The sequence below is a fragment of the Nocardia arseniciresistens genome (genome assembly GCF_046764875.1).
Lineage (GTDB): Bacteria > Actinomycetota > Actinomycetes > Mycobacteriales > Mycobacteriaceae > Nocardia > Nocardia arseniciresistens.
In genome coordinates, this window is sequence record NZ_JBKORD010000034.1 from 1 (window position 1) to 14646 (window position 14646).

At 66.5% G+C, this 14646-nt stretch carries 13 protein-coding genes and 1 pseudogene; 8 read left to right on the forward strand and 6 right to left on the reverse strand.

Annotated features, from left to right (window positions below):
* From ACLMAJ_RS37490 to ACLMAJ_RS37505, 4 genes are all read left to right on the forward strand, one after another.
* Positions 1–759: beta-ketoacyl synthase N-terminal-like domain-containing protein (locus ACLMAJ_RS37490; RefSeq protein ID WP_412018664.1), on the forward strand; the 759-nt coding region annotated here is incomplete at its 5' end.
* Positions 760–883: 124 nt separating this feature from the next.
* Positions 884–2317: an acyl-CoA carboxylase subunit beta gene (locus tag ACLMAJ_RS37495; RefSeq protein WP_412018665.1), complete on the forward strand. Its 1434-nt coding sequence runs from the start codon at positions 884–886 to the stop codon at positions 2315–2317.
* A gap of 164 nt (positions 2318–2481) precedes the next feature.
* Positions 2482–3870, forward strand: a complete 1389-nt coding sequence (gene dctA / locus ACLMAJ_RS37500; RefSeq protein ID WP_412018666.1) for a C4-dicarboxylate transporter DctA — start codon at positions 2482–2484, stop codon at positions 3868–3870.
* A 33-nt stretch (positions 3871–3903) separates the two neighbouring features.
* Positions 3904–4389, forward strand: coding sequence for a winged helix-turn-helix transcriptional regulator (locus tag ACLMAJ_RS37505; RefSeq protein WP_412018667.1), 486 nt, complete (start codon positions 3904–3906; stop codon positions 4387–4389).
* A 1-nt stretch (position 4390) separates the two neighbouring features.
* Here the strand turns inward: ACLMAJ_RS37505 and ACLMAJ_RS37510 are convergent, their stop codons facing one another.
* Positions 4391–5113 carry a nitroreductase gene (locus tag ACLMAJ_RS37510; RefSeq protein ID WP_412018668.1) on the reverse strand — a complete coding sequence of 241 codons (723 nt, stop codon included), beginning with the start codon at positions 5111–5113 and terminating at the stop codon, positions 4391–4393.
* 114 nt (positions 5114–5227) lie between these two features.
* Here ACLMAJ_RS37510 and ACLMAJ_RS37515 point away from each other — a divergent pair, with 114 nt between their 5' ends.
* Positions 5228–7267: an N-6 DNA methylase family protein gene (locus ACLMAJ_RS37515; protein ID WP_412018669.1), complete on the forward strand. Its 2040-nt coding sequence runs from the start codon at positions 5228–5230 to the stop codon at positions 7265–7267.
* On the opposite strand, the pseudogene ACLMAJ_RS37520 reads toward ACLMAJ_RS37515, so the two are convergent.
* From ACLMAJ_RS37520 to ACLMAJ_RS37535, 4 genes and pseudogenes are all read right to left on the reverse strand, one after another.
* Positions 7235–7708, reverse strand: a pseudogene (locus tag ACLMAJ_RS37520) (TetR/AcrR family transcriptional regulator); the annotation flags it as partial. The gene ACLMAJ_RS37515 and the pseudogene ACLMAJ_RS37520 sit on opposite strands and share 33 nt — an antisense overlap.
* A gap of 472 nt (positions 7709–8180) precedes the next feature.
* Positions 8181–8366, reverse strand: coding sequence for a hypothetical protein (locus ACLMAJ_RS37525; RefSeq protein WP_412018670.1), 186 nt, complete (start codon positions 8364–8366; stop codon positions 8181–8183).
* 165 nt (positions 8367–8531) lie between these two features.
* Positions 8532–9047, reverse strand: a complete 516-nt coding sequence (locus tag ACLMAJ_RS37530) for a gamma carbonic anhydrase family protein (RefSeq protein WP_412018671.1) — start codon at positions 9045–9047, stop codon at positions 8532–8534.
* 34 nt (positions 9048–9081) lie between these two features.
* Entirely contained in the window at positions 9082–10059 is a 978-nt protein-coding gene (locus ACLMAJ_RS37535; protein WP_412018672.1) for a GlxA family transcriptional regulator, read from the reverse strand.
* Positions 10060–10130: 71 nt separating this feature from the next.
* Here ACLMAJ_RS37535 and ACLMAJ_RS37540 point away from each other — a divergent pair, with 71 nt between their 5' ends.
* Both ACLMAJ_RS37540 and ald read left to right on the forward strand, forming a co-directional pair.
* A complete protein-coding gene (locus ACLMAJ_RS37540; protein WP_412018673.1) occupies positions 10131–10898 on the forward strand; it encodes an MBL fold metallo-hydrolase in 768 nt (255 codons plus the stop codon).
* A gap of 280 nt (positions 10899–11178) precedes the next feature.
* The gene (gene ald, locus ACLMAJ_RS37545; RefSeq protein WP_412018674.1) at positions 11179–12291 is read left to right on the forward strand and encodes an alanine dehydrogenase; all 1113 of its coding nucleotides are present in this window, start codon (positions 11179–11181) and stop codon (positions 12289–12291) included.
* A gap of 154 nt (positions 12292–12445) precedes the next feature.
* On the opposite strand, the gene sigJ is transcribed toward ald, so the two are convergent.
* The gene (gene sigJ / locus ACLMAJ_RS37550) at positions 12446–13423 is read right to left on the reverse strand and encodes an RNA polymerase sigma factor SigJ (RefSeq protein WP_412018675.1); all 978 of its coding nucleotides are present in this window, start codon (positions 13421–13423) and stop codon (positions 12446–12448) included.
* Positions 13424–13664: 241 nt separating this feature from the next.
* On the opposite strand from sigJ, the gene ACLMAJ_RS37555 reads away from it, so the two are divergent.
* Positions 13665–14588 (forward strand): cobalamin biosynthesis protein, encoded by a 924-nt coding sequence (locus ACLMAJ_RS37555; RefSeq protein WP_412018676.1) that lies wholly within the window; start codon positions 13665–13667, stop codon positions 14586–14588.
* The last annotated feature ends 58 nt before the right edge of the window (positions 14589–14646 follow it).

The following is a 14646-nucleotide window of genomic DNA, read 5'->3' on the forward strand; positions in this document are numbered from 1 at the left end:
GTCACTCCGGTCTCGGCGTGCTCGTCCGGTTCCGAGGCGATCGCCAACGCGTGGCGCATGATCGTCATGGGTGACGCCGATATCGTCGTCACCGGTGGCGTCGAGGGCTACATCGACGCGGTGCCGATCGCGGCGTTCACGATGATGCGTGCGATGAGTACCCGTAACGATGATCCGAAGGGTGCCTCGCGTCCCTTCGACAAGGATCGTGACGGGTTCGTCTTCGGTGAAGCCGGTGCCCTGATGGTCGTGGAGACCGAGGAGCACGCCAAGGCACGTGGGGCGACCATTCATGCCCGGTTGCTGGGTGCGGGTATCACCTCTGATGGTTATCACCTGGTCGCGCCTGCTCCGGACGGTAATGGTGCGGCGCGGGCGATGACTCGGGCGATGCAGACCGCGGGTTTGACGAAGAAGGACATCGCGCATGTCAACGCGCATGCCACCGCCACTCCGATCGGCGATACCGCCGAGGCGCGGGCGATCAATCTGGCTGTGGGTAACCATGCTTCGGTGTACGCGCCGAAGTCGGCCTTGGGTCACTCGATCGGCGCTGTCGGCGCTCTCGAGTCGATCCTCACCGTGCTCAGCATTCGGGACGGGATTGTCCCGCCGACGCTGAACCTGGACAACCTCGATCCGGAGATCGATCTGGACGTGGTGCACGGCGAGGCTCGCCGCCAGGAGATCGAGTACGCGATCAATAACTCGTTCGGTTTCGGTGGGCACAACGTCGCGCTCGCCTTCGGTCGGGCATAGCCGCCCGCATCGACTGCACAACGATCCCGGTGGGGTCGGCCAACTCAATTTGGTCGGCCCCACCGTGGTTCGACATACGCAGCCGCGGCAGCGGCGCACTTCGCAGAGGTGAGGAGTAAACGCGATGACGATCATTGCCCCCGCGTTTCAGCCCGAAACAGCCACCGATCCGCGTGACCCGTTGGGTCGGTTGCAGCGTTTCTTCGACCCCGGTACCGTCTTGCCGCTGCACCCACGGGACAAGTCAGGTGTGCTCGCCGCTATCGGCGAGGTCGACGGCGTGCGCACCGTCGCCTACTGCTCCGACGCGACCGTCATGGGTGGCGCGATGGGCGTGGAAGGCTGCAAGCACATCGTCGATGCCATCGACACTGCCATCGACTCCGCCATTCCTATCGTCGGCATCTGGCACTCCGGCGGCGCCCGCCTTGCCGAGGGTGTCGAGGCACTGCACGCCGTCGGCCTGGTCTTCGAGGCCATGGTCCGGGCTTCCGGCCTCGTCCCGCAGATCTCGGTAGTCCTCGGCTTCGCCGCCGGTGGCGCCGCTTACGGCCCCGCGCTGACCGACATCGTGATCATGGCGCCCGAGGGACGGATCTTCGTGACCGGCCCCGACGTGGTCCGCAGCGTCACCGGTGAGCAGGTCGACATGGTGACCCTCGGTGGCCCGGAGACCCACGGCAAGAAGTCCGGCGTGACCCACATCGTCGCCAACGACGAGGCCGATGCGCTGCATCGTGGCCGTCGGCTGGTGTCGATGTTCGCCGAGCAGGGCGAATTCGACTTGGTCGCCGCCGAATACGGCGATGTCGACCTGAAGGCGATGATGCCGGAATCGGCTAAGCGCGCCTATGACGTCAAGCCGATCATCAACGAGCTGCTCGACAACGTCGACGGTGAGTCGTCGTTCGAGGAGCTACAGGGTGGTTACGCCCGCAGCATCGTCACCGGTCTCGGCAGGCTCGCCGGTCGTACGGTCGGCGTGCTCGCGAACAACCCGATCCGGCTCGGCGGCTGCCTGAACTCCGAAAGCGCCGAGAAGGCCGCGCGTTTCGTGCGGCTGTGCGACGCCTTCGGCATCCCGCTTGTCGTCGTCACCGACGTCCCCGGCTACCTGCCCGGGGTCAGCATGGAGTGGGAAGGCGTCGTGCGCCGTGGCGCGAAGCTGCTGCACGCGTTCGCCGAAGCCAGGGTGCCGCGCGTCACGCTGGTCACCAGGAAGATCTACGGTGGCGCCTACATCGCGATGAACGCCCGTTCGCTCGGCGCGACCGCGGTGTACGCATGGCCCGGTTCCGAGGTTGCCGTGATGGGAGCCAAGGCCGCCGTCGGCATCCTGCACAAGAAGGCCCTCGCGGCAGCCCCCGAGGAAGAGCGCGAGGCACTGCACGATCGCCTAACCGCGGAGCATGAGCAGATCGCGGGCGGCGTCGAGCGCGCCATCGCGATCGGCGTCGTCGACCAGGTCATCGACCCGGCGAAGACGCGCAGCATCATCGCCGCCGCGTTGGCGTCGGTGCCGGCTCTTAAGAGCCACCACAAGAACATTCCGCTGTAGGCGGGACCGAGCACCGAAAGTGGGCCATGGGATTCTTCTCGTGGCCCACTTTCGTACGTATTGTTCGATGCGCACGACCAGGCGAGATAGTCATATATCGATCGGTTTCGGCGTAGCAATATCGGCGAAACACCCTCGATACGAAGCGTTCGTAGGTTGCCGCCATGAACGTGACGATCGAGCCTGTCGCCGACTCGACGGAGTCGGTGCGCAAACCGCCGTGGTACCGCTCGTTATTCATGCAGCTGCTGGCGGCGATCGTGGCGGGCATCGTGGTCGGCAAGTTGTGGCCGGACTTCGGCGCGGATCTCAAACCGCTGGCCGACGGGTTCATCAAGCTGATCAAGATGGTGATCGCACCGATCATCTTCTGCACCGTGGTGCTCGGCATCGCGCATGTCGGCGACATGAAGGCAGTGGGGCGCATCGGGGTGAAGGCGCTGATCTACTTCGAGGTCATCACCACCTTCGCGTTGCTATTCGGTTTGGCGGTCGGCAATCTGGTGAAGCCGGGTGCGGGATTCGACGTCGATGCGCAGACGCTGGCCTCGGGGGCGGACAAGATCGCGCAGAAGACCAATAACGGAGAACTTCCGCACACCGTCGACTTTCTGCTGAATATCATTCCGACGTCGGTGATTTCGGCGTTCGCCGAGAACGCGCTGTTGCAGGTGTTGTTCTTCGCGGTGCTGTTCGGGTTGGCGCTCGCGAAGTTCGGCGAGCATGGGCCGCCCGTCATACTCGAGGCCGTCGATCACATCGGGCGAATCTTCTTCACGATCATCGGCTGGATCATGAAATTGGCGCCGATCGGCGCGTTCGGGGCAATGGCCTACATCGTGGGCCAATATGGGCTGTCCGCGCTCGGCAGTTACGGCAAGCTGATTGCCTGCTGTTACCTTGCGGCGCTGCTGTTTCTGCTTGTGCTCGCGGTGGTGGTGCGGGTGTTCGCGGGGGTGAATCTGTGGAAGCTCGTCAAGTACATCAAGGATGAGCTGTTTCTGGCGCTCGGTACCGCGTCGACCGAGGTCGTGCTGCCGCGGATCATGGTCAAGCTGACGGAAGCGGGGTGCTCCCGAGCGACCACCGGATTGGTTGTGCCGACCGGATATTCGTTCAATCTCGATGGGGCGACGCTATATCTGTCCATCTGCGTGCTGTTTCTTGCTCAGGCGCTCGGGGTGGATCTGAGTCTGGGGGAGCAGATCACCGCGGTCGGGGTGCTGATGCTGACGTCCAAGGGCATGGCGGGTGTGCCGGGGTCGTCGTTCCTCGCGCTGTCGGCCACCATCAGCGCGATCGGGCATGGCGCGATTCCGGTGGCGGCCGTCGCGCTGCTGCTCGGTGCGGACCGGCTGATGGATTCGATGCGCGTGACGGTGAACCTGCTCGGCAACTGTGTTGCCACGTTCGTTGTCGCGAAGTGGGAGGGGCAACTGGATGCGGAGCGGATGCGCAAGGTGCTCGACGGCGAGCAAGCGCCGCCGCTGGAGGATGCCGACCCGATGGCCGACTACTCCCTCGACCTGGACACCGCCGATGCTCGCCAGTGAGTCCTGGCGTTGACAGCGCAGTAGCATCGAGGGGTGCGTTACGAGGAACTTGCTGAGGTCCCGTGCTCGATCACGCGCCCGCTCGTGATCTTCGGCGACCGGTGGACCTTGCTGATCCTGAAGTATTCCTTCTCGGGCATCCGCAGGTTCAATGCCTTCCAGAGCACACTCGGCATCTCCCGTAGTCGGTTGCAGGACCGGCTCGACCGGTTGATCGAGCACGGGATTCTGGTGAAGCAGAAGGCGGCTGCGGGGGCCCATGAGGAGTACCGCCTCACGCCGAAGGGGCACGATATCTACCCGATCCTCATGGCGATCCGGGATTGGGGCGACGCTTACATGGCGCCGGACGGTCCGCCGGTGGAATACCGGCACCGCGAGTGCGCCGGTGAGGCGCATTCGAAGCTCGAATGCGATGTGTGTGGGACCGAGCTCACCGCTCGTGACGTGACTCCGCTGCCGGGGCCGGGGCTCGGGGTCGCCGAAACCTCGGCCGATGCGCACAGTCCGGCGCGGTAGTTCAGTCGGCCCAGATCGCAACGTGTTCAGGGTCTTCGCGCGCGGTGCGGAAGGCATTGATCGGGTGGTCGAGGTCGGGGTACCCGAATGAGATGCCCGCGACTACTCGCCGAGTGTCCTGGATGCCGAAATACTCGCGCAGGAATGGTGCGTAGGACGCGAGCGCGGCTTGCGGAGCGGCACCCAGTCCGAGGCTTTGCGCGCCGAGTAGGAAATTGCCGATGTAGAGGTCGCAGTCGATGGCACCGTATACGCCGAGGTCGGCTTCCGAGGTGACGATCGCGACATGGGGTGCGTCGAAGAGTTCGAAGTTGCGCAGCGCTTGGCGCATGGTCTTCTCGTGGTCGCCCTTGGTGATTCCGACACTGTCGTAGAGCTGCATACCGCACTCGCGTCTGCGGTCTCGGTAGGCGCCGGTGTACTGCGCGGGAAATGCGAAATCCGGTTCCGGCGCGGACTTTTCGATGTGCGCCAGCAGTTCTTTGCGGAACCGATCGGTGCCGGACCCCGCGGTCACCACGACCTGCCATGGCTGGGTGTTGCACCACGAGGGGGTCCGCTGTGCCAGCCGCAGCAGCGAATCGATCGTGTCCCGCGCTACCGGTTGCGCGAGAAACTGCCGACAGGTCCATCGGTCGTCGAGGATTCGGGACAGTACGGCGAACTGGTCGGGGGAATTGCTGGTCGGCGTCACGGCTTCGGACCTCGCTTCATTCAGTCTCATTTTAAGACTGACGCTAACATTCAAAGTCTCGTTTCGGAACCGCGACTTCGTGCCCGCCGCTCGCGTCCTCGCGTTGCCGGGACTGTCGCGCCCCGACCGGGCACAATCCCTGGCATGGGTTCCGAGATCGCCGCTGCGCGGGATCGTAAACGGCACGGCAGGCACTACACGCCGCCCGCGTTGGCCCGATTTCTGGCACAGCGGCTACTCGAGCACGTCCCTCGATCGGGGGTTTCCGGCGTGCTGCGGGTGCTCGATCCCGCCTGCGGGGATGGCGAATTGCTACTGGCGCTGCATCGGGAGGCTGCTATCGGGCTGCCGGGGGTGCAGGTGGAGTTGGTCGGTTATGACCTGGACGACGAGGCGTTGGCGGTGGCACGGGAGCGGGCGCGCGACGCTGGGATCGGTGTCGACTGGCACGTCGGCGACTTCCTCGCGGTCTCCGGCGGCATCACGGACGGCTGCTTCGACGCGATTATCACCAATCCGCCGTATGTGCGGACCCAGCAACTGGGCGGGGTGACAGCGCAGCTGCTCAGCAAGCAGTTCGGGTTGCGGGGCCGCATTGATCTCACTCATCCGTTCGTCGCGATCGCACCGCGGTTGCTGTGCCCGGGTGGGGTGCTCGGATTGCTGTGCGCGAACCGCTTTCTCACCACCAAGGCGGGCGCGAACATTCGGGGATTGCTGCTGTCGGAGTTGGCTCCGGTAGAGCTGTACGACCTGGGTGACACCAAGCTGTTCGAGGCCGCCGTGCTACCCGCCGTCACGATCGCCAAGCGTACTTCGCACCGCGACACCTGCCGCTACGTGTCGGCCTATGAGGTCGCTACGTCTGAAACCATCGGCAGGACAGGACTATTCGAGGCGCTGACCGAGAATCAGGGCGGTTTCATCACGCATGGCGGGCGCACCTTCGCGGTAGAAGTGGGCACACTGGCGACCGGCGAACTCGGCTCCGATCGCGCAGCTGCCGCGGCGGAGTCGTTCGAGCCCGGCGTGATGGTCGCGGACGTGGTCGATGCACCCAGGGGCGCCGGAGCGGGGGTTGAGCTCGGCCGTCGCGCGGCGGAGGTCGCGAGTTCGGAATCGGGGGCGCTCGGTATCGGCGGGTTGGTCGAGAGTGGCTGGGGCGGTGGGCAGTTCGATGGTGGTTCCGGATGGGCTTGGCGGATGTCGCGGCCGGGCTTAGATGACTGGCTGGGGCGGGTGAGGGCGGGGACGTGGAAGACATTCGGGGAGGTGGCGCGGATTCGGGTGGGGATCAAGACGACGGCGGATCGGGTGTTCATATCGGATCGGTGGGGGGAGCGGGAGCCGTGTCCGGAGGCGGAGTTGTTGTTCGACTTGATTACTCATCATGATTTCGAGCCTTGGCGGATCCCCGGTGGTCGTGGCATTCGTGTGCTGTATCCGTACGACACCACCAGGTCTCGTCGCATCCCTGTTGATCTGAGCAAATATCCCAGTGCCGCAGCATATTTGCGTGGTCATCGGGAAACGTTGGCCGGGCGGAAGTATGTGGCGGCGAGTGGGCGGGAGTGGTTCGAGATCTGGGTGCCGCAGCGACCGCATTTGTGGCGGGTGCCGAAGGTGGTGTTTCCCGATATCAGTGAGCGGCCGCGGTTCGCCTTGGATCGGTCGGGGGCGGTGGTGAATGGGGATTGCTATTGGATGTCATTGGCGGACATCGGTCTTCGGGGGGATGCCGAGCAACTGGCGTATCTGCTGATGGGCGTGGCGAATTCGGCGCTCGGCCTGCACTTCTATGATGCGGTATGCGGCAATCGGCTGTATTCGGGTCGGCGGCGGTGGATTACCCAGTACGTGTCGCGGCTGCCGCTGCCCGACCCGGCGCGCTCGGCCGGGATCGTCGAGTTGGTCACCGAATTCGTCGACGGCGGGCGGGTGCCCGACGCCGACTCGGTGCGCGTGTTGAACGAGCGGGTGGCCGCGGCGTTCGGGCTGCGGTCAGGCTGTGGTGCGGACCCCGACCATCGGCAGCAGGATTCGGCGGGCGAAGACGCGTCCGGCTTCGACATCGTCGAGCGGGATGAGCCCGTCGGGAGTCAACGCCAGCGAGAGGGCGAGTCTGGCCATGATCTCGGCGACCAGGTCGGCGTCGAAATCGTCGGAGCCGTCGTCGGTCCGTAGTTCGCGCAGCTTCACGGCCAAGTAGGTGCGGCCGACCGCGATGATCGGCGCGGCCTCCGTGGTGAGTCGTGGCAAGATGAGGTCGGGTTCGGTGCGCAGCAACCTGCGCAGCAGTTCATTACTCGCGATCGCGCTGATGAATGCGGCGAAGATCTCCACGAGCTGGTTCTCGCTACCCGCGACGGTGCGCACCCGCTCGTCGATCGCGGCGACGAAGCGCTGTGCCTCCCGCACGCTCACCGCTTCGACCAGTTCGTTCTTCGACTCGAATCGGCGATACAGGGTTGCCGGACTGATGCCGGCGCGTCGGGCGATCTCGCCCATGCTGGTGCGCTTGATACCGAAGTCCAGGAATGCCGATAGCGCGCTCTCCAGTAGCTTCTCGCCGTCCTTGACGGGGTTGTCGAGGATCCGCTGGAGCATGGGAGGGACGGTGGGCATCTGGTCTCCAGTCGATTCGGCGCGGGCGCCGAAGAGTGCGCGGCGCCGCGACGGTGCGGGTGATGGGCGTTCATTATTTCACCGTGTTGCGGCGGGATGGCTGAGGATTCGCGAATACGTGAGTGAAATGCGTATGAATCATCTCACTGCATCGTGCTCGGCGCTGACGGTGTCCGCGTCGAGCACCGATCTGCCCGCCGCGAATTGTCGTCTATTCCGGTGTCAACGGCCATCGGTCGCACGGGCCGAATCGAGGCGGATGCAAACGGGAGTTCGCATTTATGCTTTTGTCGCGGGGATAATCTGGCAGGTGAAAGTTCCTGTCGGACTTGATGTCGCGCGGGGTGCTCGGCCGCCGCCCATCGGTTCGTATCGCGAGTTGGTAGAGGGCTCGGCATTTCGTTTCCGAGCGGGAGGCCGCTGCGGAAGATGATCGCCGCCGCGCCGGAACGATGGTGCGGTGACCGGGGGATCACTGGCGCGGTAGGTCTAGCGCCGCCATCTCTTGTTCGATCGCATTGGCCGCGAAATCGACTCCGCTGGAGCGTAATTCGTGAACGCGGCGCTGTAGCGCCTCGATTCCACCTGGCTGGGCCGCGATGTCGGCCACGCTGAGCCGCCTGTTCGGCCGGTGCATACTTGTCTGTACGTACGCCACCGTGATACCTCCTGCCTGCACGCTCCGCGTCCGCTATCTCTGCGGATCGACTCTGCTGTTACAGACCGCACGTCGGCGATGTCGGCAGGCAATCCCCGGATACCGGGCACGCTGGCAAAATGTTATCAGCGATTCGTGTTGGACGCTTGATCAGTGTGCGCTGACTCACAGGATCTTCGCAGCCCGGTGGTCGGCCATGTTGTGAAGGTACACAGCGCCATTGAGCCGAATGCCATCTTGCTCCGCCGCGCCGAGTTCGCGCCGGACCTTGCCGGGCACACCGGCGACCAACGAACCCGGCGGAATCTGCGCACCCTCGGGAATGAGCGCGTTGGCCGCGATCAGACTGCCCGCGCCGATCACCGCGCCATTGAGCACGGTCGCGCCCATGCCGACGAGCACGTCGTCACCGATGGTGCAGCCGTGCAGAATCGCGTTGTGCCCCACCGAAACCCCCGTGCCGACGGTCAGTGGGAAGCCGGGATCGGCGTGCAATACGCAACCGTCCTGAATGTTGGTGCGAGCGCCGATGCTGATCGCCTCGAGGTCGGCACGCACCACAGCGTTGTACCAAATGCTCACCTCGGCCGCGAGCTGCGCGCGCCCGATCACGGTCGCATTGGGTGCGATCCACGCACTGTCGTCGATCTCCGGCGCAAACTCGCCCACCTGAATCCTCATGGGGAAAACGTAGCGATGCCTCCGCGGGGCCTGTTCAGCGCCCCGAGCCGGCTTGCTGAATGTCCGGGACGGCGGTCTGGAACATGGCTCGATGGGCGGCTGGGCTGGTGCCGAGGATGCGGTGGAAGTGGTGGCGCAGGCTGACGGCGGTGGCGAAACCGGTTTCGGCGGCGATGCGGTCCATGGTGTCGGCGGTGGATTCCAGGAGTAGCCGGGCGCGGTCGGCGCGCTGGTGCAGCAGCCACTGTTGCGGGCTGCTGCCGGTGCGGTCGCGGAAATGACGGGTGAAGGTGCGCCGTGACATCAATGCCACGGCGGCCCAGCCGTCCAGATCGATCGGATCACCGAGATGTGTTCTCGCCCAGACCATCGCGTGTTCGATGGGGTCGTCGTCGGCGTCCTCGGGTACCGCTATCGGGATGTATTGGGCTTGGGAACCGCTGCGATGCGGTGCGGTGACAAGGGTTCTGGCCAGTTCGGTTGCCTCGCGGCTGCCGAAATCCCGGCGCACCAGGTGCAGGCAGCAGTCGAGCGCGGCGGCGACCCCTGCGGAGGTGACGATGTCGCCCAGGTCCGACCAGAGCCGGTCGGCGTGCACTTGGACCGCTGGGTAGGCGCTGGCCAGGGCGGCGGCCGCGGACCAGTGCGTGGTTACTTCGCGGCCGTCGGCAAGGCCGCTCGCGGCGACCGCCCATGAGCCGAGGCATAAGCCGACGATCCTGGTCCCGCGCGTGTGCGCGTGGTGCAGTGCCGCACGCAGGTCATCGGATACCCCGCCGCCGCGCGGCCAGCTGGGGATGACCACGGTGTCGGCATGCTCGAACGTCTCCAGTCCGTGTTCGACGACGATGTCGAATCCGGCCGGAGTGCGCAGAATGCCTGGGCGCTCGGCACATACGCCGACCCGATATGGTGCGTGACCCTCCGCGCCGACGCGCCCGAACACCAGGGTCGGCACCGACAGGTGGAATGGGCTGACGTTGTCGAAGGCGAGAACCGCGACGGAGTGCATGGCCTGATCTTAGCGTTAGATGACTCTCGGGCCACTGGTCGCTGCGCCGCGTATCCACAAATATCGACCTCATGAGCGAAACGATCGAACGGACCACCCTCGAGGCCCTGCACGTCGGTGGCCCAACTCTGCGCTTCCGATACGCCGGCCGCACCTGGCTGACCGACCCCACCTTCGATGCGCCCGGTGACTACGAGGGGCCGATCCCGCTGCACAAACTCACCGGCCCCGCGGTGCCGCAGGAGCGGGTCGGACCGGTGGACGTGGTGTTGCTCTCGCACGACCAGCACGCCGACAACCTCGACAACTCCGGTCGTGAGTTCCTCACCACTGTCGAAACCGTGCTGTCCACGCCCGATGCGGCAGGACGGCTGAACGGTGTTCGGGGACTGGCGAATTGGGAGACCGTGCCGATCGGCGATGCGCGCGTGACGGCGGTTCCCGCGCTGCACGGACCCGAAGGCTGCGAACCGGCCACCGGTGTCGTGACCGGCTTCGTGTTGCAGGCCGACGGACAGCCGACGGTGTATGTCTCAGGCGACAATGCGTCGGTCGCCCTGGTCGAGCAGATCGTGCAGCGAATCGGCGGCATCGACATCGCCATCCTGAACGTGGGCGCCGCGAACGTCGGCCGCTTCGGCGACACCGACCTCACCCTCAATGCTCGCACCGCCCTGCAAGCCGCCGAACACCTCGGCGACGCGGCCATCATCCCGGTGCATGCCGAGGGGTGGGCCCACTTCACCGAGACCCTCGACCACCTCACCCGCGTCTTCGCATACGGCGGCCGCGCCGAGCAACTCCACATCCCACGGCCGGGGGAGTCGTTCACGGTGTAACCGCGAATCTGCACCGCGCGGCTGCACCAGCGGTGCGTTCGTCCTGGACTCGCGCATGCTCCCGATTTGTGCTGCGGCCGCCGTCCTGACCGGCTCGAGATTCTCCGGCAGGGCGGCAGTTCGGCACGACACGGGCCGCGGCGGAGTGACCTCGGTGAGTGGCACCCGCTTGCGGCAAAGGCGAGTGCGGGTCTCGGCGGTTCGCCACTCGCGGAGGTCGGCCGAGGTGGACCGCGCGGCGGTCACGGCCTCGGGCCGGTGTGTGGTCCACGATGGCGATATGAGGATCGGAGTACCACGGGAGGTCAAGGAACAGGAGTTTCGGGTGGCACTGACTCCGGCGGCGGCCGCGGAGTTGGTGCGGCACGGGCATGAGGTGGTGGTCGAGGCGGGGGCCGGGGCCGGGTCGGGGTTCGCGGATTCCGACTATGCCGCGGCCGGGGGGCGGTTGGTGGCCGTCGACCAGGTGTGGGGGGACGCCGAGCTGGTGTTGAAGGTCAAGGAGCCGATCGCCCAGGAGTATCCGCGGATGCGGCGGGAACAGGTGTTGTTCGCGTACCTGCACCTGGCCGCGTCCAGGGAATGCACCGATGCGATTCTGCGGTCGGGGATCACCGCCATCGCCCTCGAGACGGTGCGTGCGGCCGATGGCTCGTTGCCACTGCTCGCGCCGATGAGCGAGGTCGCCGGGAAGCTCGGCAGTCAGGTCGGCGCTTATCACCTGATGGCGCCGCTCGGTGGCGCCGGGCTGCTGCTCGGTGGGGTGCCGGGGGTGCGACCGGCCGATGTGGTGGTTCTCGGTGGTGGCGTCGCGGGGACCAACGCGGCCGAGGTCGCCGCCGGGATGGGCGCGAAAGTGACTGTGCTCGATACCAATCTGGCCCGGCTGCGCGAGCTGGACGCCCGATTCCACGGGCGTGTAACCACTCTCGCGTCGAACTCGGCCGCGATAGAGCAGGCCGTACTCGCGGCCGATCTGGTAGTCGGTTCAGTGCTTGTGCCGGGAGCGCGTGCGCCGGAACTGGTCTCCGACGAGCTGGTGAAGGGCATGCGCCCCGGCTCGGTGCTGGTGGATATCGCCATCGACCAGGGTGGGTGCTTCGCGGGCTCCCATCCGACCACACACGCGAATCCCACTTTCCGCGTGGCAAATTCGTTGTTCTACTGCGTGGCGAATATGCCGGGCGCGGTACCGCACACCGCGACCGTCGCCCTCATCAACGCGACACTGCCGTACGTGCGTGCCGTGGCCGACCACGGCTGGCGCGAGGCCTGCGCCGCGAACCTCGACCTGGCACGCGGACTCACGGCGGATGGCGGACGGCTGCTCTCGTCCGAAGTCGCTGCCGCGCACGGATACACGGCATTGAATCCCATCGGTCTCGTCGGCTGACCCACTGTGGGAATCCAGTCGCCGCCCGGTAGCCACGTCCCGTTCGCGGGGTGGCTCACCTGGCTGAATGCGCTTCGGAGAAGGAAAGCTCGTCGGAGTGTGCCGGCGAACGGGCCGCGGCCCGGCGAGGGGAGCCGCCCGTTGGCGTAGCGGGTTATTCGGTGCTGGTCGGCCCGGCCTCATCGGGGCTCGCGCCGAGGTACCAGTCCGGGGCGCCGGTGGTCGGCAGGTCGTGCAGCTTGTCCGGGTTGCGGACCACGTCGATGGCGACGATGCGACCTGCGTCGACGGTGAACGCGAAGACGCCGGTGTGGGTGCCGTCGAAGACGACGAGACCGGGCTCGCCGTTGACCAGGACCGCGCGGCCCCACGCACCCGCCGTCGACGGCGCGTGATACCAGCCGAGCAGCAGCTTCGCCACCAGTTCGGCACCGTGCACCGGCTGCCGGATCGCGGGCACCTTGCCGCCGCCATCGGCGGTGAGGCTGACCGCGGAATCCAGCACACCGAGCAACGCGCTGAGGTCACCGGAGCGCCAAGCCACCGAGAAGGCCGATACCACCTTCTCCTGCTCGTCCGGCGATGCGGGGAAACGGGGTGTCCCGTCCTGGATGCGTTTGCGGGCCCGTGAGGCGAGTTGGCGTACGGCCGCCGGCGTGCGCCCGACCACTTCGGCGACCTCGGGGCCGGTCATGCCGAACACGTCCTGGAGTACGAACGCGGTGCGTTCGGCGGGAGAAAGGGATTCGAGGACCACCAGCAGGGCCGTGGTGACGCGCTCGTCCTGGGTGATGCGGTCGGAGGGATCGTCCCAACTCGTCACCTCGGGCTCGGGAAGCCATTCACCGACGTACTGTTCGCGGCGGACCCGTGCGGAGCCGAGGTAGTCCAGCGCGAGCCGACCGGTAACTGTGGTCAGCCAGGCCCGCAGATTATCGATCTCGCCCGCGGTTCCGGCGTCGTGCTGACGCTGTAGCCGCAGCCACGCTTCCTGCACAACATCGTCGGCATCGGTCAGGCTGCCGAGGTTGCTGTAGGCGAGCCGACGCAGATACGGCCGATGCTCCTCGAACTGCCTGGCCAGCTCGGCCTGGTCGATGGGCTCGGATGCGGGGGGCTGATCAGAGGTCACTGGTCTCGCCGTTCGGTCGTGCGGCCCCCGGTGGGGGCGAGTCTATGAGGGAGTCGCCAAGTTGACGATCCAGGGGAGCAGAGTGTGACATACAACGACACGCCGGGCGGACACGCGGGTTGCGCAGAGTGCGCTGTAGTCGGCGCGGTATGAGAAGTGGCAAGCCGCGATTTTGTGGCGCGGTTCGACGGACAGCCGACGTGGTCGTCGATGTGGCGCGCGTACCGGCTACCCTCGCCGGGTGCAGACGGGGACCTCGACCGCTGCCGGGCTGCTGCTCGGCTTCGCGCTCGACCGCGCGTTCGGTGATCCGCGTCGGTGGCATCCGGTGGCCGGGTTCGGTTCGGCGGCAAGCGCTCTCGAATCCTTGACCTATGCCGACAGGCGGTCGGCAGGGATGCTGCACGAGGCGCTATCGGTGGGCGCGGTCGTCGCGTTCGGTGTCGGTGCGCGCCGCGGTGGAATGGTGGCCACGGCGCTGGCCACCTGGACAGTGCTCGGCGGGCGCAGCTTGGCGCGGACCGGTCGGCAGATGGCCGACCGGCTCGAATCCGGCGACCTCAGCGCCGCGCGTGCGTTGCTGCCCTCGCTGTGCGGACGTGATCCCGAGGTCCTCGACGCGGACGGATTAGCCCGCGCCGCACTGGAATCCATCGCCGAGAACACCTCCGACGCGACCGTCGCGCCGCTGGTGTGGGGCGCGGTCGCCGGAGTGCCCGGCCTGCTCGGCTACCGCGCGATCAACACCCTGGACGCCATGATCGGCTACCGAAACAGCCGCTACGAACGGTTCGGCTGGGCCGCCGCCCGCACCGACGACCTGGCAAACCTATTGCCCGCCCGCCTCACCGGCCTGCTCACCGCCGCACTGTCGCCATTGGTCGGCGGCCGTCCTTCCGCTGTTCTGCGCGCCTGGCGTCGCGACGCCGCCAAACATCCCAGCCCGAACGCGGGAGTCGTCGAGGCATCGATGGCCGGCGCACTCGGCGTCCACCTCGGCGGCCGAACTCAATACCACTACGGCACCGAACTGCGCCCCATCCTCGGCGAAGGCCCGCCCCCCGCCGTAGCGGATCTCCGCCGCGCCGTGCGTATGTCGGAAGCCGTCCAAATTGCGGCCGCCGTCAGCACAGCCCTGTGGTTGTTCCTCCGCCCCTCCCGCTGACGCTCCCACGGCCCAGCCGTCAGACATCGCAGCGCCGCAGGTTCGGAGATGTTCGGGG